We start from the raw sequence: 16,018 nt of genomic DNA, 5'->3' as shown, positions 1-16,018 counted from the left end.
TTCCGCCTTAATTCGTGGTTGCTTTCTCATCGCCCGTCAGCACGTAATCCGTGCCTTCCCATGGCGAGAGGAAATCAAAATTGCGGAATTCCTGATTGAGCCGCACCGGCTCGTAAACCACGCGCTTTTTCTCATCGTCATACCGGACTTCCACAAAGCCCGTGAGCGGGAAATCCTTGCGCAGCGGATGGCCGTCGAAACCATAGTCCGTCAGGATGCGGCGAAGGTCAGGGTGTCCCGAGAACAAGATGCCGTACATATCGTAGGCTTCCCGCTCAAACCACTCAGCACCGGGAAAGATTGGTGTGATGGACGGCACCGGTGTGTCTTCGTCCGTCATCACCTTTACGCGAATGCGCTGATTCTGGAACGGTGACAGGAAGTGATAGACGACATCAAAGCGCTTCTCGCGCGCTGGCCAATCAACACCGCACACATCAGTCAGGTTGACGAACTTGCAGGCACTGTTGTCGCGCAGATACCGCACGACATCGAGAATGTCGGACGCCGCAACCGAGATCGTAAGCTCGCCATAGTCCACCTTTGTGGACAAAACGGAGTCGCCAAGTCCAAGCGAAATATGTTCCGCAAGTTCCTTCAGCGCTTCATCCATTTTCTTCCCTCACTCCGTTGGAGCCAGAACAGGTAGCGGACGCCCCTGCCCTACAGTCGTCTAGGTTGTCCGAGCGCTGTCAGCGCTCGATTGTGCCTGTGCGGCGGATCTTCTTCTGCAGCATCAGCACACCGTAAAGGAGCGCCTCTGCTGTTGGAGGACAACCTGGAACATAGATATCGACTGGCACTACGCGATCACAACCACGAACCACCGAATAGGAGTAATGGTAATACCCGCCACCATTGGCGCAGGACCCCATCGAAATCACATAACGTGGCTCTGGCATCTGGTCGTAGACCTTGCGAAGGGCCGGAGCCATTTTGTTGGTCAGTGTGCCCGCAACAATCATCACGTCAGATTGGCGCGGCGATGCGCGAGGCGCAAAACCAAACCGCTCAACATCGTATCGCGGCATGGACATCTGCATCATCTCAACAGCGCAACAGGCCAGACCAAATGTCATCCACATCAACGATCCCGTGCGCGCCCACTGGATCAGATTGTCGGTGGAGGTGACCAGAAAGCCCTTGTCAGCGAGCTGATCATTGACCTCAAGAAAGAATGGATCGTCAGCGCCAACAGGCTTGCCGGTATTAGGGTCGATAATGCCCTTCGGCTGCTCGGCGATCAAAGGCTTGGAAGTCTGGGTCAATCCCATTCCAATGCTCCCTTTTTCCATTCGTAGGCAAATCCAATGGTTAGAACACCAAGAAACACCATCATCGACCAAAAGCCGTACCAGCCCAGATCACCGAACACCACTGCCCAGGGGAACAGAAACGCGACCTCAAGATCGAAAATAATGAAGAGAATAGCGACCAGATAGAACCGCACATCAAACTTCATGCGCGCGTCATCAAACGCATTAAAGCCACACTCGTAGGCCGAGAGTTTTTCCGGATCCGGATTTTTGTAGGCAACAATGAAGGGCGAAATCAACAAGGCCAGACCGATCACCAGCGATATGCCGATGAACACGACGATCGGGATATAGTCCCGGAGCAGTTCTTCCATGTCTTTCGCGTCCTTGCATATGTACCAGCTCTGAAGAAGAGCTTGGGGCCAAGGCGTTTTCCCTCTGCGCTACCTTGCAGCAACCTTGGAACCGGTCAGCTTGGTTAAAGCCGACATGCGAAGGCACGCTTATAATACGTATAGGTGCAACGCAAGACCCCTAGCCAATCTAACAATTGCCATGTTTGCCAGAAGATTAGCAGACAGCGGCAATATGCTGGCGTTTCCGACAGTTGTAGAGCGGAAACATAATCGCGCAATGACAGCTGCCAATCTGTCGCACGCATCCTCGAGAGAATCACTAGATTGCACAGTAGCGCGGTTATATTGGAGTTAAACGAAAAAAAATCCACATGCGCACAAGGCGCTGCAGACTTTATCGATATCAAAGATAGATAGACGGTGTTCCGTGAGTGGCGCGAGTGACGGGGCTCGAACCCGCGACCTCCGGCGTGACAGGCCGGCACTCTAACCAACTGAGCTACACCCGCACATTCACGGAATAACGCCAACTTCCTGCTCAAGGGAAGTGGCGCGAGTGACGGGGCTCGAACCCGCGACCTCCGGCGTGACAGGCCGGCACTCTAACCAACTGAGCTACACCCGCTTCGGTGAGCGACTGAGTTGTCGCTGCGAAGTGGCGCTGATGTACGGCGGCACGATTTGGAAGTCAAGCACTCACAAGGCGCTAATGTGACGTTTTTATAATTATCCGGAAATCCCTTGGGTTAGCGACGCAGATTTCTGCCCTTGGTACTGTGGATAAAGAGCGCCATCAAATATGCAGAAACCATCAGTGTGACGCACATCATTGCTCCCCATCGGACACTGCCTTTGGATTTGATGGGGGCGCCCGATCTCATGTTTCGAACAATGTTGCCAGAACCAAGCGATCACTCCTTCATTCGAATGCTCTACAATTTTTTACGTACAGCTTTAGTAGAAGGCGCGGTCTGATTGAAATTGAACCATCCCCACTACATTTGTACGGTAGTAATCCCGTATCGTGCGGGTATATGGTTGTACTAAGAGATTCTTCGCGCTTCGATACTTTTAAGCCTGTTTAACCGAAGCCGAAGAGGAGTCTGTTTGAAGTCTAGGTGCCTTAATGGCGAAAACATTTGCTGAACTTGCCAAAGAAGCTGTTGGTATTTGGAAGAACACCCCGCTGGACGCTGTCGAAACAGCGGCAGATGACGCGGAACGATACCGCGAACTGGCGTCTTTGCCAGGCATGAATCTCCACTACCTTTCCCTCGAGCATGAAGATCCATTGGATTTTGTCATGCACCGGGTCGTGCTGAAGACGCTCATAGGAGCCGACAAACCATTTCGCCTCGGCGACCACGAGGACATCGAATTTATCAAGGACAATATGCTGGACGCGTATTGCGCAGCCAGAGACAAAAAAGAAACGTGTTACGAGCGGATCAATTCAAGCATGGACGGATCTCATGTCGTTTATGATAGATTGATCCTACCAGAGCGCACAGAGGCTCTGAGAGCTCGCTGGGCAGTCGTTTTATTCCACCCTCGTCTCATCCTACCTGCAACCGATGCCTCTGCGCTGGTAACCAACAGGGAGCACGATGTGCTGTCTTTGGTCTTGCAGGGACAAACAGCGCGGGAGATTGCCGAGGCGCTGAACCTCTCGCCAAAATCGGTCGAACATCGCATTGCTGATTTGTAACGAAAATTCCGCGCCCGCAACCTACCTCATCTGGTCAGTCTGGCGGTCAGCGCCGGCCTCAAATGAGTTTTGAAATCGCGTCTTCCCATACCGGAAAAACCGGCTGAACGCACATAACAATGTTCGGAGGGAATGGTGGGCGGTGAGAGACTCGAACTCCCGACATCCTCGGTGTAAACGACCTACTCATTATAATGCATGGCGACATACAGCCATTTTGCTTTTGGAACAAAGTTAGAAAATCGCGAAATGTTCCGTGGTTTCCTGGCAGTTTCATGGCGAACTTAGGTCAACATCGACATATCACTTTTCAATAGCGTTGCCTTCAACCCGGCTAAAACATCCGCCGAGAAATGAGGCAATATGAAAAATGGATACGCCCCACCAACCGCATTCCCGTTGTCATGGCCCGAAACTCTCCCACGCACGGCCAAGCCCACAGCCTCTCGGTTCAATACGAATCTGAATAAGGCAATGAGCAACGTGAAGAATGCCCTCAGACTGTTCAGTGAGGACAGCTCGAAGGGCGTGGCAAATGTTGTGATTTGCTCAAATGTCACACTCGGCGCCAACAACCCTGCCGATCCGGGTGTAGCGATTTGGTTTCAGTGGGATGGCTTGTCTGTCTGCATCGCTGTCGATCGGTACTGCGACGTTCAGGACAACGTACAGGCGATCTACCACATCATCGAAGCCCGTCGCACTGAACTACGCCACGGTGGCCTGAATATCGTCCGTGCATCCTTCGCCGGCTTCAGGGCCCTTCCCTCCAGCGGTAAAAAAGTACACTGGCGTATGGCGCTGAACATCGGCCCAGGAACCACCCCCGACAAGTCGATCATTGAAGAAGCATATCGACAGCTCGCCAAGAAACATCATCCAGATGCCGGTGGCTCTGACGAGCAAATGTCGGAATTGAACCAAGCCCGTACTGAAGCGCTGGAGGAGATCAATGGCTGAGACCTCAATTGAATGGGCGCATTTTACGTACAACCCATGGATTGGCTTTACAAAGGTCAGTCCCGCCTGTGACCACTGTTATGCAGAGACACAAAACAACCACCGAAAATGGGCGGAAGGCTGGGGACCGCATGCGGCGCGGAAGCGGACGAAGACCCGATCCAACCTGCAGAAATGGGACAAGAAGGCCAAAGAACTTGGCGTTCGATACCGCGTCTTCTGTGCCAGCCTCGCCGACATTGGCGACAACCACAAATCCATTGATCCGGAATGGCGCCGTCAACTGGTCGAGGATATCCGCCAGTACACCAATCTGGACTTCCTGCTTCTGACCAAGCGACCGCAGAACATCGCGAAGCTTTATCCCGACCTCATAGAGGACTGGCCGTCAAATGCTTGGATCGGGACAACGGTTGAGAACCAGGTGGAAGCGGATCGGCGGATACCGCGTTTATTGGAGCTACCAGCACCGGTGCGCTTTGTGTCGGTTGAACCCCTGCTCGGCCCTGTCGATCTAACCTCGATCCCTTATGGGTGCCCAATTGGGAACGCACCGAGCTACCAGGATGCATTGTGCGGCAAAATTTGGATGCCAGAGGGTTCAGTTACCTGGGCGACCGACAAATGTGCCACAGCGAATGGCCGTACCTACGTCGACTTATGCGGCTATCTCTCATGGGTCATAGTCGGCGGTGAAACCGGCAAAGGTGGCAGACCGATGCACCCTGACTGGGTCCGGTCAATCCGGGACCAATGCGCCGCCGCTGGTGTTCCATTTTTGGTGAAGCAGTGGGGCGATTGGCTACCGTGGGAACCGGAATATGATCCCTGCTGGAAATCGCAAAACGGCAAGTCCGAAGACCAACACGTCCTATTCCCCTCCGACATAGATAACGATCCCAAATGGGACGATGGCCTTTCATTCATCAATGAAGGACAGGAACACGCCGTGTTTCAGAAGGTGGGAAAGAAGGTAGCAGGCCGCCTGCTCGATGGCGTTCTGCATAACGAGTACCCGACAACAGGAGATATACGATGACCGCGCAACCCAAATGGACGCCTGGGCCTTGGCATGTCGTAAAAGGCTCTCCGGATATTCGAGGAAGCGTTGGACACAAAATCGCCGAAGTCAATATCGGTTTTGATTTTCTCATTCACTGTCGCTCTTCGATCGAAGCGGTTTGCAACTCCTACTTGATCGCAGCAGCACCAGAGTTATACGGCGCCGCGCAGCTGGCTCTTCAAATAGCTGAAGACACAATCCGCAGGTGACCGTCCGGCGAAGGCGCTCTGGCGCGACACCGATGCGGCCTGTTACGCTGCCTGAGCAGCGTAACGCCAGGGCAGAAGTTCGTCGAGGCGTGTGATTTTGTGGTCGGCGACTTGACCGAGGACCCAGGTCAGCCAGGCCTGAGGGTCAACACCGTTGAGCTTGGCCGTTTCGATCAGGGTATAAGCGATAGCCATGGCTTTGCCGCCGCCTTGGGAGCCTGAGAACATCCAATTTTTGCGTCCGATGGCGACGGGTTTAACGGCGCGCTCGGCGGTGTTGTTATCCAATTCCAGATGGCCGAGCTCAAGGTATGGGCGTGCTTTCGGCATTCGGCCCAAGGCATAGCGGATGGCCTGCGCGAGTGGTGACTTTCCCGAGATTTTGGGCAATTGCGTCTGCAACCATTCTTCCAAGGCGTCAAAGATCGGTTTTGCCCTAGCCTGCCGGATGGTAGCGCGGTCTTCGGGGGGCATGCCCCTGATCTCTTTCTCGATAGCGTAAAGCTCAGCAATCCGGCGGATGACTTCTTCGGCAATGGCGCTGCCCTGCGAGGAGAAGACATCCACGAACTTGCGTCGTACATGCGCCATGCAGGCCATCTCATCGGCTTTGTCGTCACCGAACACACCGTTGAACCCGGAATATCCATCCGCATGGACCCAGCCCTTGTATCCCGACAAATGAGCAACGGGATGCTCTCCTTTGCGATCCACCGTGAACTGATACCATGCACAGGGTGGCGATTGGCCAGACCAGGCACGCTCATCCCGCACATAGGTCCAGACCCGCGCCGTTTTGGTCTTCTTGTTGCCGGGGGCCAGCATTTTGATGGGCGTATCGTCGGCAAAAAGCGCAGGTCCTTGCCGCACCATCCGTCCGATGGCATCGGCAAGAGGTTCCAGCAGGGCCGTCGAGCGACCAACCCAGTCGGCCATGGTCGAGCGGTCCAGATCGACGCCTTCACGGGCAAAGATCTGGCTCAGGCGATAGAGGGGTAAATGATCGGCATATTTGCTTACCAGAACATGGGCCAACAATCCCGGTCCGGGCCGCCCACGCTCAATGGGGCGCGATGGCAGCGGCGCTTGCACAATCGCCTCGCACCATGAACAGGCTTTGCGGGGCCGGATGATCCGCTTCACCTTGAAGCGTCCCGGCACGTATTCCAACTCTTCGGTGACATCCTCACCCAGGGTGCGCAAGTTGCCACCACAACGACCGCATTCATCACCGGGAGAGAGCTCCTCGTCTTCCCGATCCAGATGATCCGGCAAGGGCTTGCGGCTGTGTTTGCGCTTCGGCTTTGGATCAACTCCCTCCTGCGACGGGGCGGGCTGTTTTGCCTGGTCTTCAGCGGCCTCAACAATCTCGGCGTCCTCGAGCAGATCGAGATTGAGCTGATCCAGACCCTCAGACTTGGAGCCGAACCGATGCCGATTGGCCCCGTGCAACTGGTGTTGAAGCTGCTCGACCTTGAGGCTCAGAGCCTTGACCTCGTCGGCCAGAAGGCGGTTCACCGCCCTCAATTCGGCGGGGTCCTCCGGGGTGATATCAAGGTCCTTCAGCATCTTCGATCTTATATCAGATCAAGGGCGTAAGTTGAATCCCGAGAGGCGCGCAAACGCCAATATATTGGCCTATCCGACGCTCAGGGGCCGCCATGTTTTTTGCGGCATCCGCCAGTCTATGCCTTCAAGCAACATCGACAATTGCGCGGGCGTCACGCTGACCTTACCGTCCTTCGCAGCAGGCCAAACAAACCGGCCCTTCTCAAGGCGCTTGCTGAACAGGCATGCGCCCTGTCGATCCCACCAGATGATCTTCAGCAGATCACCGCGCCGTCCCCGGAACACAAACAGATGTCCAGAATAGGGATCAAGCTCCAGAACCTTCTCCGCCTGAGCCGCCAAAGTGTTGAACCCGCGCCGCATGTCCGTCACCCCGGCAGCCAGCCAAACCCGCGCGTTGGACGGCACGGGGATCACGGCATTAGACCTTCAACCAAAGCCAGCACCGTCGGCAGCGCCGTCGTCCCTTCCACCAATACCCGCCGCCCGTCCGACAGCGTGATATCAACCCGCTGAGCCGACAACGGCATATCCGAGGCAAGCGCCGCGATCTGGTGGCCTGGTGCGGCCTGCGGGCCCTCTATCTCCACTGGTAGAAACGCCGCTCCATCAAGGACGCAATCGCTGTCTTCTGGCGCAAACCGCTCATCACGCAGCCAGTTGTGGATCAGGTTCGCATTCATCGCAGAGCGGCGCGCAACCTGCGCAACCGAAACCCCCGGCACTCTGGCCTGCAAACAGATCGACCGCTTCTCGTCATCCGACCAAAACCGCTTCTTGCTGCCCTTCTTCGTACCCAAAATGTGCCTCACAATGTCCATTAACGAAAATGGACATTATCACCCCACTGCGCTCCCCGTCAGAGCGGGAATACCGAACGCTCACCGCCCTTGATACCAACCGTCAGATGAAGTGACTCATATTTAGGCTTTCCGTTTTGGCGCGAATATGATTCCAGATGGCAAACGAGAGGAGTTTGCCATGGGAGCCGCGATTTCGCTTCGGAATGACTTTGACGGATGCGACCTTCGCCAGTTGGCGAAACATTGCCGGGATGCCAAGCAGACACGCCGCTTACTTTCACTGGCCGTTATCTATGATGGCGGGAGCCGTACGGACGCGGCCCGCACGGGCGGTGTGACGCTTCAGATTATTAGGGATTGGGTGTTGCGTTTCAATGCATCTGGTCCCGATGGTTTGAAGGATGCGCCCAAGGCCGGTCGCCCCTCCAAACTTGACGAGCAGCAGCGGCGTGCGTTGATCGAGATTGTCCAACGCGGCCCGTATCCCTCGGTGGACGCAGTAGTGCGTTGGCGCCTAATACCAACCAGCCTAATTCAGAACCGATGAGCCCAATCTCGTAGTCCGATGGACATGATTGTCCATGGCTGGTCGGTTAACCTGTTCCATGCCCGGCAGCAGATATCGACGACTTGTTCGTAGGATTTGAAGAGCCGATTTGACAGCCAGTTGTCCCGCATGAACTGCCAGAGGTTCTCGACCGGGTTCAATTCGGGAGATCTCGGCACCATGCAAGGGGTTTTCTGGCCTGTTATCGGAGAAACAATCCCGAAACCTGAAATACCAGGCATTGAATGAGCTGACCCTTCGAGCCGTCTGGCTCGCCATGGAAGCGTACAAGGATGATCCGGTGGAGTTCGTCCTGTTTGAAAACGTTCCGAGGATTGCCACTCGTGGCCGTCAGTTACTCGACAAAATCCAAGCAATCTTGGCGCACTACGGCTATGCCTTCGCTGAAACCACTCATGATTGCGGTGAGTTGGGTGGGGTTGCCCAAATTCGGCGGCTCTACTGAGGTTTCAGAAGCGCTCGATCATCGTCTTGCCCATTTGTAAGTAACTTAGTCTCAGTTTCAAATTCTGGCGTTTGAGATTCTTCTTCTTCATGCTGTATTTTGTCCTCAAGATGGAGTAATTCATGAGCAAGAACATGTTTGATAAAATCTGGCTGCTTATCAAAAAGCCTTTTATCTAGTCTAATGTTGTCTCCTCCTAACTCAGCATCTCCAAAACGTATTTTCCCATTCTTATCGTATTCGCTTAGATCAGAAACAGATATTGTTATATTTTTGTGTTGAGTTTGCGTCAGAATTAAGCGTCTGAAATCTGGGTCTGAATTATAGATTTCATCGAAATATTTAGATATAATTTCTGTTTCCTTTTCACCATTTGGTTCAAATATTACTTTTTCGGGGTCGTATGGAACGACTTCTTTTTCTTTATCATCGCCCTCTTTATTATGAGATTTTAGAACCTGATCAGAAGATGTATTGGGATCCTTGTCGTCAGTATTTTCTTCTTTTGCATCTTTTTCCACCCTATTAGGCAGCATGCACATTCCTTGATCCGCGCTTCCCTGGAACTCACTTTCGTAGGGCATGGGCTTGTTCATCTCGGCAAAGATTAAATTGACAAGATGTTTCACCAAACGCCTCATCAGATTAGGTAAAAATTCATCTCCAAACAGCTGTGTCAGGACAGCTTCAACCGCTCCGGTGATCACGCCAACTTCGCGGCTCAGCTTTGGAGTTGCTGCATCTTGTTCAACGGGCTGCCTCCTATCTTCCTTATCCTTAACAGGTGGGAGACTGACAGAGTAAGAGTTGGAACTGGATTCATAAGAGACCGGCGGCGTGGGTGCTGGTCGAGGCTGCTCTGTGTATGTGAACCGAATGGTTGGCACGCGGTTTTCGCTTGGTGCACTGGAGCGTGTGGTGACAGGTTGGTTCCTCGCCGGAGCAAGCGATGGTGATTCATGCTGCTGTAGCAATTGCCTGAAAATGGATGAACCATTGTAAAAAGTTCTAATCGTATTCCGGTCTGCTGATTGGGATTGCGGATATTTGGTTTCTGTCGATTCAGGAAATAGGCTGTCTAGAACGCTCTTGGTGCTTGAGCCAGCTGGACCTGGGACACTCTGTTGCCACCCTTCTGGAAAAATTCTGTTTACTGCATTACGCAAGTTCTCGCTGACCGCGTATTTCGAAGGAAAATCGGAGATCAAATTGCCAAACCGGCTTAGAACCGGGCTATTGTTTTGGGGGATTGGCGCTAACCGTGGTGATGCTGTCGTGGGTGCAGATCCTGGAACACTGTTTGGAGCTGGTTGAGGAGGTGTTCTGGGCGTGCTGGAAATATCAACCATTTCGAGAACCTATCATGATGACGAGTTAGCATCGGGCGCTAGAACTTCGTCATCTTTGGCCAGATTGGTCTATTCGGATATTTTACGGTCTAAGGCCATAACCCATTGAAGTCATTGTTTTCAGTTAGTAATTCTATTTAATGGGCCAAACCAATAACTGCAATGGGTTTCCCAAGGGCCGAGTGCACTGAGAGTTGCTAAGTAGATAACACTGATTCACATACTGTTAAATATAAGGCAAATCGTTTGATTGGTTGGAATGATTTGTAGGAGGGGCGAAGTATGCTTATTGGGCCCAATAGTGCACACGACGTTTTCGAGAGCGAACGCAAAAAATCAAGTGTGCCTAATACAGCTGAGATTTTTGGAAATCTGTTGCAAGATTTGACTCGAGAACTAGGGTTAAGCCGCCCAGAAGTCATATCTAAACAGGAAGTAAAAGAGATCGTGGATAATAAAGAAGCGCAGAATATGTACTTGATTGATCACAAAGAGCGGACAAATTCGGAAGCGCGCGTCCAAAATATTCAAAACAATAAGCGATATGTAGATAATATACCTCCGAAACAATGACTTGGGGGCAATTCCCATTGAAATCATTGATTTGATGTAGCAAATCAGATTCAAGGTTCCAAAATATGTGATTTGGAGGCTTGTATGGGACATCTGTTTTGGCTGTCGGATGAGCAATGGGCAACGATCGAGCCACTTCTGCCGAGGAACATAGGGGGCGCTCGCAGGGTCGATGACCGCAGGGTGATTTCAGGCATCATCCATGTTCTCAAAGTGGGATGCCGCTGGTGCGATTGCCCGTCAGCCTATGGGCCTTCGACGACGATCTACAACCGCTTCAACCGCTGGTCTCGCAAACGGTTCTGGACCGATCTGGTCGAGACGCTGGCAACGTCGGGCGCGGTGACCAAAAGCACCTCCATCGACAGTACCTACGTCAAGGCGCATCGCTCGGCCCACGGCGGTAAAGGGGGCGAAAAATCAGGCGGTCGGGCCGTCGCGGGGTGGGCAAACCACAAAATCCATGCTCTTACCGACGTGATCGGCCGTCCTTTTGCGTTCCTGCTGACTGGCGGCAATGCCGCAGACACTCCGGTTGCGCCTCATCTGCTGGCAGGCTTGAAGGGAGCAAGGTACCTGCTCGCTGACAAGGGATACGATGCCAACAGCTTGCGCAGACATCTGCGCCAGCGCGCAATCGTCCCGGTCATTCCCGGCCGCTCAAACCGTAAACGCGCCATCCGCTATGATACCGAACGCTACAAGAACCGCCATCTCATCGAAAACGCCTTCTGCCGCCTGAAGGATTTCCGCCGGGTCGCAACCCGCTACGACAAACTCGCCAGAAACTTCCTGTCCGCTGTAGCCATCGCAACACTCGTTGCATTCTGGTAATGAATGTGTCTGAACCCTAAGCACTACGTAGTGACTGTAAGTAATGTTAACGGATTTAAATGAAATAATATAAAATTTAATATAAATATCATAAAAGGGGTTTAGCTATGACTAACAAAGTCAACGACGTAGACGTCTATAATCGTCAACTTACAGATTACCGCGCTGAAAACTTCAAAGCTCACTTGAAAGGGCATAGTGTCAGCCACAAAAACTCCCTCACTAGGCATAGATTAATGAATTTGGCTAATATTATTAACCAGGCGACTGGAGGCCGAATTAAAATTGTGTCGGGTCCCTCAGACACGAGGGAAATTGGTAGCAGAATTTTTGTTCAAAATAATACCATACAAAGTGTTAGTATCGTTGGAAAACCTCAGCTATCTGCAAAACTAACCGCAGCGCTTAAAGGCGTTCGAATAGCTGATAGTTCTATCCCCGAAATTCCAGATGCAGCGCCCTATCTTGTTCTCACAAGGACTTCGAACGGCGCATATGGGACGTTGCGGGCGGTCGGTGATGGCTGGAGAAAGAACGTAAAGCACGATTGCAATACTCATCCCTCACACAAACCAGAAAAACATCACAAGACTGAAAAACATCACAAGACTGAAAAACATCACAAGACTGAAAATCACCACAAACCAGAAAAACATCACAAGACTGAAAAACATCACAAGACCGAAAAACACCATGCAAAGGGCGCTTTGGTCGCCGGCGCAGCGCTAGGCGCCGGGGCTGCTGTTCTGGGTGGGCTAGCAGCAATGGCTTTAATGTGTCCCGTGGCAGTCGATTTGAATGGGGATGGCAAAATTTCGACAACGGGGTCTTCAACTGCAAAGAATAGAACAACAAATGACGTCGGCGATACTATTGCTTTCGACTTGGACGGCGACGGCACTAAGGAGCAAGTTGAATGGATCACAGGTGGTGATGGCCTTGTTGTCGACATGACTAAGATCGGCGCCAATGGCGAAATCGACGGCAACGCTCTGATGGGTGACCAAGGCGGTCGTTACTCAGATGGATACCAGAAGATGGCCAGCTACGACCAGAACGGGGACGGTCAGCTGACCGACGGCGAGATGACCAATATGGGTGTCTGGGTTGATGCAAACGCTAACGGCAAGGTTGATGCTGGCGAACTTCGCTCTGCAGCTGAAGCTGGTGTTACCCAGCTCTCCACACAACGCAAAGACGTTGTGAACGGGCGCGGCGAGACTCTGATGCAATCTTCTGCCAACAACGGTCAGATACTCACTGAAGACGTCTGGTTCGCTAAAGCCTAAATAGCTGATTTAAGAGTAGTTGAGTGATATCCATGAGGTTATTATTCAACTGTCATTGTCGAGAAGATCAAGGATCGGATTTGCGAGAGGATGACGCCGAAGACACTATTCGAGCGCTTAGGATGGTTCGCGGCGTGATTTCGGTAGAGCCTATTGTCGGCAGTGTCGAAGTAGCAATTGCAAAAAACCGAGCCGACAATGAATGGAAGAGGAAACTCTGGGAGTTGACGTCGGAATAGAAAATAACGAGGCGGGGATTATCCCGCCTCACCTAATTCTGCGTTTCTTCAAACACAAAAACAGAAAATAGAACGCTAGGAATGCCAACCCGAAATCCTTCAGAACCCACCAGGGCATCTCGATATCCCTTGGCGGCACACCGGTGGTGATTGTCAGGTAGTTTCTGGCGGTCTGGCCATAAAGCCCCACAGCGGAAAGGATCATACCAAAACGATGCCAGAGCGGTGCGGTCCGAAGCCATTCATTTTGAAATAATGCAAAGATCATCACGGTACCGGCGATTGGGTTGATAATGGACGTTGCCCAGAGAATAACATTCTCAATCATCTTTCCCGTCCTTGACTTTGTTTTCCTTCGCGGGTGGTTGCTGCACGCCTTTGATAGAATGCAGTGTTTTGATTGGCTCGTGCCGGAACCGCTCACTGATCTTGAACAATCCAGCAAGGACGTTCATTCCGACCAGCCCGGTCAGAAAGGCAGCTCCATTCTCAATGGGTTCAGTTATCCCCATCCACTTCACGACAATCGGTGTGCCGTAAATCGCGCAGGCCGTCCCCGTGACTATGTAGAGAAATGCACGACCAGCTGTGAGGTCGCGCATAAAGGTCAAGCTGACAATCGAACCGATCAAGCCAGCAATCATGACAGACACCTTGGCCCCGAGGTGTTGTTCAATATCCATTATCGTTCCTCGTGCTTTTTGCATTCCGATGTGGTCCAAGTGCCAGTCCCGCACAGACCAGCGACCGTGCTGTCGATTTTTTCTTGATCTGCCTCGGTCGCCCCCTTTGCACCGACCAGATCAGTCCCGATGATCTGCCTAGCGCTGAGATTGAGTTTCGGCTTTGACGCACTCGTTGTTTGCGAAGGACCAGGACATCCCCCGACGAGCACGGCACTCCCGACGGCGCAAGCGAGCGCGGTCAGCTTCTTCAGCCAGTTCATTGATTGCGTCCTCTGTGTTGGACTTTGCATCACCCAGCGCACGCTCGACGGCGGCCTCAGTCAGAGCGCCAGCATCGATACGGCCATAGACGTATGCGCCAGTAATCAAAAAAAAGGCGACCACCGCGGCCGCTGCGAGTAGTTTCCACATCATGGGATTGAGCATCATCCCCTCCCCGTCCAGCGGTCGATGTATCCGCCGTCATCCAATCGGGCGTAAAGGGCGAGCAATGCACCGGCTACGACAATGCCACCGACAACAAGTGTCGTGATGTCATCGCTGCTGAGCGCTGCTTTCTGTCCTTCAATGACAGCAATGCACTCACGGACCGGTTCGACGAGGAGAACGGCGCCCCCTGCTCCAGCGACACCGCTACCAGCAGCGGTACGACTCTTGGAAACAGGTTTCGGATTCGGGATCGCCACTCGGGTGGCGGTATTCAGGCTTACCCGCGTACCTTTGGACCACAACACCTTGCCTGCCAGTGTGGCTGGATATGTGTTGACCCTTCCGCCGCCGGAATAAACTCCGTCAAAGAACAGGTTCCGCTCTTTTTTCCGACGAGGAATGATCTCGGTCGGCTTGCGCCATGCCATGAATGACTTCCGAGCGCCGTCCAAATCACCTTTATTGAAAAGCTTGACCCACGTTGCCCGGTGAATGCCACCTGTATTGAAGTCAAAGGATACCGCCGCATCGAACTGTTCTTGTGTCAATGGCTGGGTAAAAGCCTTTCGGACCCGAGCTTCGAACCTAGCGATATCACGGGCGAAAATCTCCATAACCTCCCCAACGGAAAACACACGCCGTTCCTCTTCCGGGTTTGGTGCGCCCGCGCCTGCTGTGTGACCGATGCCAACAGTCCAAACGCCGACACTGTCCTTGTAGGGAGACAATACCATTCCTTCATGGCCAGCGATTTCCGCCAACCCACGCTCGCTAACCGTTTGCATGGCTCGTACCTTCGTTGTTGAAAAGAAAAAGGCCCGCGATAGCGGTGAGCGTTCGGTATTCCCGCTCTGACGGGGAGCGCAGTGGGGTGATAATGTCCATTTTCGTTAATGGACATTGTGAGGCACATTTTGGGTACGAAGAAGGGCAGCAAGAAGCGGTTTTGGTCGGATGACGAGAAGCGGTCGATCTGTTTGCAGGCCAGAGTGCCGGGGGTTTCGGTTGCGCAGGTTGCGCGCCGCTCTGCGATGAATGCGAACCTGATCCACAACTGGCTGCGTGATGAGCGGTTTGCGCCAGAAGACAGCGATTGCGTCCTTGATGGAGCGGCGTTTCTACCAGTGGAGATAGAGGGCCCGCAGGCCGCACCAGGCCACCAGATCGCGGCGCTTGCCTCGGATATGCCGTTGTCGGCTCAGCGGGTTGATATCACGCTGTCGGACGGGCGGCGGGTATTGGTGGAAGGGACGACGGCGCTGCCGACGGTGCTGGCTTTGGTTGAAGGTCTAATGCCGTGATCCCCGTGCCGTCCAACGCGCGGGTTTGGCTGGCTGCCGGGGTGACGGACATGCGGCGCGGGTTCAACACTTTGGCGGCTCAGGCGGAGAAGGTTCTGGAGCTTGATCCCTATTCTGGACATCTGTTTGTGTTCCGGGGACGGCGCGGTGATCTGCTGAAGATCATCTGGTGGGATCGACAGGGCGCATGCCTGTTCAGCAAGCGCCTTGAGAAGGGCCGGTTTGTTTGGCCTGCTGCGAAGGACGGTAAGGTCAGCGTGACGCCCGCGCAATTGTCGATGTTGCTTGAAGGCATAGACTGGCGGATGCCGCAAAAAACATGGCGGCCCCTGAGCGTCGGATAGGCCAATATATTGGCGTTTGCGCGCCTCTCGGGATTCA

23 protein-coding genes, 2 tRNA genes and 1 pseudogene are annotated in these 16,018 nt (G+C 53.2%); 12 read left to right on the top strand and 14 right to left on the bottom strand.

Annotation, left to right across the window (positions count from 1 at the left end):
- Positions 1-7 precede the first annotated feature (7 nt).
- The 5 genes from TRICHSKD4_RS03175 to TRICHSKD4_RS03155 form a co-directional block, all read right to left on the bottom strand.
- The gene (locus TRICHSKD4_RS03175) at positions 8-613 is read right to left on the bottom strand and encodes an NADH-quinone oxidoreductase subunit C (protein WP_009465964.1); all 606 of its coding nucleotides are present in this window, start codon (positions 611-613) and stop codon (positions 8-10) included.
- A gap of 79 nt (positions 614-692) precedes the next feature.
- Positions 693-1,274 (bottom strand): NADH-quinone oxidoreductase subunit B family protein, encoded by a 582-nt coding sequence (locus TRICHSKD4_RS03170; RefSeq protein ID WP_009465963.1) that lies wholly within the window; start codon positions 1,272-1,274, stop codon positions 693-695.
- Positions 1,265-1,630: an NADH-quinone oxidoreductase subunit A gene (locus TRICHSKD4_RS03165; RefSeq protein ID WP_009465962.1), complete on the bottom strand. Its 366-nt coding sequence runs from the start codon at positions 1,628-1,630 to the stop codon at positions 1,265-1,267. Before TRICHSKD4_RS03165 ends, TRICHSKD4_RS03170 begins: the two co-directional genes overlap by 10 nt.
- 414 nt (positions 1,631-2,044) lie before the next feature.
- Positions 2,045-2,121: transfer RNA gene (locus TRICHSKD4_RS03160), tRNA-Asp, on the bottom strand.
- Positions 2,122-2,160: 39 nt separating this feature from the next.
- Positions 2,161-2,237 (bottom strand) — tRNA-Asp (locus TRICHSKD4_RS03155).
- 501 nt (positions 2,238-2,738) lie between these two features.
- Here TRICHSKD4_RS03155 and TRICHSKD4_RS03150 point away from each other — a divergent pair.
- The 4 genes from TRICHSKD4_RS03150 to TRICHSKD4_RS03135 all read left to right on the top strand — a co-directional run bounded on the left by TRICHSKD4_RS03150 (position 2,739) and on the right by TRICHSKD4_RS03135 (position 5,552).
- On the top strand, positions 2,739-3,320 hold the full coding sequence (locus TRICHSKD4_RS03150) for a LuxR C-terminal-related transcriptional regulator (protein WP_009465960.1): 582 nt from the start codon (positions 2,739-2,741) through the stop codon (positions 3,318-3,320).
- 474 nt (positions 3,321-3,794) lie between these two features.
- The gene (locus TRICHSKD4_RS03145; protein ID WP_247642773.1) at positions 3,795-4,280 is read left to right on the top strand and encodes a J domain-containing protein; all 486 of its coding nucleotides are present in this window, start codon (positions 3,795-3,797) and stop codon (positions 4,278-4,280) included.
- Complete coding sequence (locus TRICHSKD4_RS03140) at positions 4,273-5,319, top strand: phage Gp37/Gp68 family protein (protein ID WP_009465958.1); 1,047 nt, start codon at positions 4,273-4,275, stop codon at positions 5,317-5,319. The genes TRICHSKD4_RS03145 and TRICHSKD4_RS03140 overlap by 8 nt, the downstream gene beginning before the upstream one ends.
- Positions 5,316-5,552, top strand: a complete 237-nt coding sequence (locus TRICHSKD4_RS03135; protein WP_009465957.1) for a hypothetical protein — start codon at positions 5,316-5,318, stop codon at positions 5,550-5,552. The genes TRICHSKD4_RS03140 and TRICHSKD4_RS03135 overlap by 4 nt, the downstream gene beginning before the upstream one ends.
- 42 nt (positions 5,553-5,594) lie before the next feature.
- On the opposite strand, the gene TRICHSKD4_RS03130 is transcribed toward TRICHSKD4_RS03135, so the two are convergent.
- From TRICHSKD4_RS03130 to TRICHSKD4_RS03120, 3 genes are all read right to left on the bottom strand, one after another.
- Positions 5,595-7,121 carry an IS66 family transposase gene (locus TRICHSKD4_RS03130; protein WP_009465942.1) on the bottom strand — a complete coding sequence of 509 codons (1,527 nt, stop codon included), beginning with the start codon at positions 7,119-7,121 and terminating at the stop codon, positions 5,595-5,597.
- Positions 7,122-7,190: 69 nt separating this feature from the next.
- On the bottom strand, positions 7,191-7,538 hold the full coding sequence (tnpB, locus tag TRICHSKD4_RS03125; protein ID WP_009465831.1) for an IS66 family insertion sequence element accessory protein TnpB: 348 nt from the start codon (positions 7,536-7,538) through the stop codon (positions 7,191-7,193).
- Positions 7,535-7,804, bottom strand: coding sequence for a hypothetical protein (locus tag TRICHSKD4_RS03120; RefSeq protein ID WP_009465502.1), 270 nt, complete (start codon positions 7,802-7,804; stop codon positions 7,535-7,537). Before TRICHSKD4_RS03120 ends, tnpB (TRICHSKD4_RS03125) begins: the two co-directional genes overlap by 4 nt.
- Between TRICHSKD4_RS03120 and TRICHSKD4_RS32175 the strand changes: the two genes are divergently transcribed.
- Together TRICHSKD4_RS32175 and TRICHSKD4_RS03115 are read left to right on the top strand one after the other, a co-directional pair.
- Positions 7,782-8,015, top strand: coding sequence for a hypothetical protein (locus tag TRICHSKD4_RS32175; RefSeq protein WP_009465956.1), 234 nt, complete (start codon positions 7,782-7,784; stop codon positions 8,013-8,015). The genes TRICHSKD4_RS03120 and TRICHSKD4_RS32175 overlap by 23 nt on opposite strands.
- A gap of 87 nt (positions 8,016-8,102) precedes the next feature.
- Entirely contained in the window at positions 8,103-8,471 is a 369-nt protein-coding gene (locus TRICHSKD4_RS03115; protein WP_168156970.1) for a helix-turn-helix domain-containing protein, read from the top strand.
- Here the strand turns inward: TRICHSKD4_RS03115 and TRICHSKD4_RS28935 are convergent.
- Positions 8,459-8,644 (bottom strand): annotated as a pseudogene (locus tag TRICHSKD4_RS28935) (transposase); the annotation flags it as partial. The gene TRICHSKD4_RS03115 and the pseudogene TRICHSKD4_RS28935 sit on opposite strands and share 13 nt — an antisense overlap.
- A 68-nt stretch (positions 8,645-8,712) precedes the next feature.
- Between TRICHSKD4_RS28935 and TRICHSKD4_RS28930 the strand changes: the two are divergent.
- Positions 8,713-8,937 carry a DNA cytosine methyltransferase gene (locus TRICHSKD4_RS28930; RefSeq protein WP_009465953.1) on the top strand — a complete coding sequence of 75 codons (225 nt, stop codon included), beginning with the start codon at positions 8,713-8,715 and terminating at the stop codon, positions 8,935-8,937.
- Here the strand turns inward: TRICHSKD4_RS28930 and TRICHSKD4_RS30145 are convergent.
- Positions 8,931-10,286, bottom strand: a complete 1,356-nt coding sequence (locus tag TRICHSKD4_RS30145; protein ID WP_009465952.1) for a hypothetical protein — start codon at positions 10,284-10,286, stop codon at positions 8,931-8,933. The genes TRICHSKD4_RS28930 and TRICHSKD4_RS30145 overlap by 7 nt on opposite strands.
- A gap of 282 nt (positions 10,287-10,568) precedes the next feature.
- On the opposite strand from TRICHSKD4_RS30145, the gene TRICHSKD4_RS03100 reads away from it, so the two are divergent.
- From TRICHSKD4_RS03100 to TRICHSKD4_RS30140, 3 genes are all read left to right on the top strand, one after another.
- Positions 10,569-10,859, top strand: coding sequence for a hypothetical protein (locus TRICHSKD4_RS03100; protein WP_040615985.1), 291 nt, complete (start codon positions 10,569-10,571; stop codon positions 10,857-10,859).
- An 84-nt stretch (positions 10,860-10,943) separates the two neighbouring features.
- Entirely contained in the window at positions 10,944-11,693 is a 750-nt protein-coding gene (locus TRICHSKD4_RS03095) for an IS5 family transposase (protein WP_009465951.1), read from the top strand.
- Between the two features lie 107 nt (positions 11,694-11,800).
- A complete protein-coding gene (locus TRICHSKD4_RS30140; RefSeq protein WP_139051948.1) occupies positions 11,801-12,982 on the top strand; it encodes a hypothetical protein in 1,182 nt (393 codons plus the stop codon).
- A 267-nt stretch (positions 12,983-13,249) separates the two neighbouring features.
- On the opposite strand, the gene TRICHSKD4_RS03080 is transcribed toward TRICHSKD4_RS30140, so the two are convergent.
- The 4 genes from TRICHSKD4_RS03080 to TRICHSKD4_RS27885 all read right to left on the bottom strand — a co-directional run bounded on the left by TRICHSKD4_RS03080 (position 13,250) and on the right by TRICHSKD4_RS27885 (position 15,121).
- Positions 13,250-13,549 (bottom strand): hypothetical protein, encoded by a 300-nt coding sequence (locus TRICHSKD4_RS03080; protein WP_009465948.1) that lies wholly within the window; start codon positions 13,547-13,549, stop codon positions 13,250-13,252.
- Entirely contained in the window at positions 13,542-13,904 is a 363-nt protein-coding gene (locus TRICHSKD4_RS03075; RefSeq protein WP_009465947.1) for a hypothetical protein, read from the bottom strand. Before TRICHSKD4_RS03075 ends, TRICHSKD4_RS03080 begins: the two co-directional genes overlap by 8 nt.
- A gap of 138 nt (positions 13,905-14,042) precedes the next feature.
- Complete coding sequence (locus tag TRICHSKD4_RS03070) at positions 14,043-14,336, bottom strand: hypothetical protein (protein WP_040616127.1); 294 nt, start codon at positions 14,334-14,336, stop codon at positions 14,043-14,045.
- Positions 14,333-15,121 (bottom strand): lysozyme, encoded by a 789-nt coding sequence (locus tag TRICHSKD4_RS27885; protein ID WP_009465945.1) that lies wholly within the window; start codon positions 15,119-15,121, stop codon positions 14,333-14,335. The genes TRICHSKD4_RS03070 and TRICHSKD4_RS27885 overlap by 4 nt, the downstream gene beginning before the upstream one ends.
- 129 nt (positions 15,122-15,250) lie before the next feature.
- Between TRICHSKD4_RS27885 and TRICHSKD4_RS03060 the strand changes: the two genes are divergently transcribed.
- A complete protein-coding gene (locus TRICHSKD4_RS03060) occupies positions 15,251-15,637 on the top strand; it encodes a transposase (protein ID WP_009465943.1) in 387 nt (128 codons plus the stop codon).
- Positions 15,634-15,981, top strand: a complete 348-nt coding sequence (gene tnpB, locus TRICHSKD4_RS03055; RefSeq protein ID WP_009465831.1) for an IS66 family insertion sequence element accessory protein TnpB — start codon at positions 15,634-15,636, stop codon at positions 15,979-15,981. The genes TRICHSKD4_RS03060 and tnpB (TRICHSKD4_RS03055) overlap by 4 nt, the downstream gene beginning before the upstream one ends.
- Positions 15,982-16,018: the final 37 nt, after the last annotated feature.

This window comes from Roseibium sp. TrichSKD4 (genome assembly GCF_000148725.1).
GTDB lineage: Bacteria > Pseudomonadota > Alphaproteobacteria > Rhizobiales > Stappiaceae > Roseibium.
The sequence above is the reverse complement of the archived record's forward strand: the minus strand, read 5'-3'. Positions and strand labels throughout refer to the sequence as shown.

Bases quoted from the DNA above. Each gene is read 5' to 3' on its own strand.
- TRICHSKD4_RS03145 (WP_247642773.1), top strand. From the start codon at position 3,795: ATGAGCAACGTGAAGAATGCCCTCAGACTGTTCAGTGAGGACAGCTCG.
- TRICHSKD4_RS30145 (WP_009465952.1), bottom strand. From the start codon at position 10,286: ATGGTTGATATTTCCAGCACGCCCAGAACACCTCCTCAACCAGCTCCA.
- TRICHSKD4_RS03100 (WP_040615985.1), top strand. From the start codon at position 10,569: ATGCTTATTGGGCCCAATAGTGCACACGACGTTTTCGAGAGCGAACGC.
- TRICHSKD4_RS03115 (WP_168156970.1), top strand. From the start codon at position 8,103: ATGGGAGCCGCGATTTCGCTTCGGAATGACTTTGACGGATGCGACCTT.
- TRICHSKD4_RS03130 (WP_009465942.1), bottom strand. From the start codon at position 7,121: ATGCTGAAGGACCTTGATATCACCCCGGAGGACCCCGCCGAATTGAGG.
- TRICHSKD4_RS03120 (WP_009465502.1), bottom strand. From the start codon at position 7,804: ATGAATGCGAACCTGATCCACAACTGGCTGCGTGATGAGCGGTTTGCG.
- TRICHSKD4_RS30140 (WP_139051948.1), top strand. From the start codon at position 11,801: ATGACTAACAAAGTCAACGACGTAGACGTCTATAATCGTCAACTTACA.
- TRICHSKD4_RS03075 (WP_009465947.1), bottom strand. From the start codon at position 13,904: ATGGATATTGAACAACACCTCGGGGCCAAGGTGTCTGTCATGATTGCT.
- TRICHSKD4_RS27885 (WP_009465945.1), bottom strand. From the start codon at position 15,121: ATGCAAACGGTTAGCGAGCGTGGGTTGGCGGAAATCGCTGGCCATGAA.
- TRICHSKD4_RS03135 (WP_009465957.1), top strand. From the start codon at position 5,316: ATGACCGCGCAACCCAAATGGACGCCTGGGCCTTGGCATGTCGTAAAA.
- TRICHSKD4_RS03165 (WP_009465962.1), bottom strand. From the start codon at position 1,630: ATGGAAGAACTGCTCCGGGACTATATCCCGATCGTCGTGTTCATCGGC.
- TRICHSKD4_RS03175 (WP_009465964.1), bottom strand. From the start codon at position 613: ATGGATGAAGCGCTGAAGGAACTTGCGGAACATATTTCGCTTGGACTT.
- TRICHSKD4_RS03080 (WP_009465948.1), bottom strand. From the start codon at position 13,549: ATGATTGAGAATGTTATTCTCTGGGCAACGTCCATTATCAACCCAATC.
- TRICHSKD4_RS03095 (WP_009465951.1), top strand. From the start codon at position 10,944: ATGGGACATCTGTTTTGGCTGTCGGATGAGCAATGGGCAACGATCGAG.
- TRICHSKD4_RS03170 (WP_009465963.1), bottom strand. From the start codon at position 1,274: ATGGGATTGACCCAGACTTCCAAGCCTTTGATCGCCGAGCAGCCGAAG.
- TRICHSKD4_RS03070 (WP_040616127.1), bottom strand. From the start codon at position 14,336: ATGATGCTCAATCCCATGATGTGGAAACTACTCGCAGCGGCCGCGGTG.
- TRICHSKD4_RS03140 (WP_009465958.1), top strand. From the start codon at position 4,273: ATGGCTGAGACCTCAATTGAATGGGCGCATTTTACGTACAACCCATGG.
- TRICHSKD4_RS03150 (WP_009465960.1), top strand. From the start codon at position 2,739: ATGGCGAAAACATTTGCTGAACTTGCCAAAGAAGCTGTTGGTATTTGG.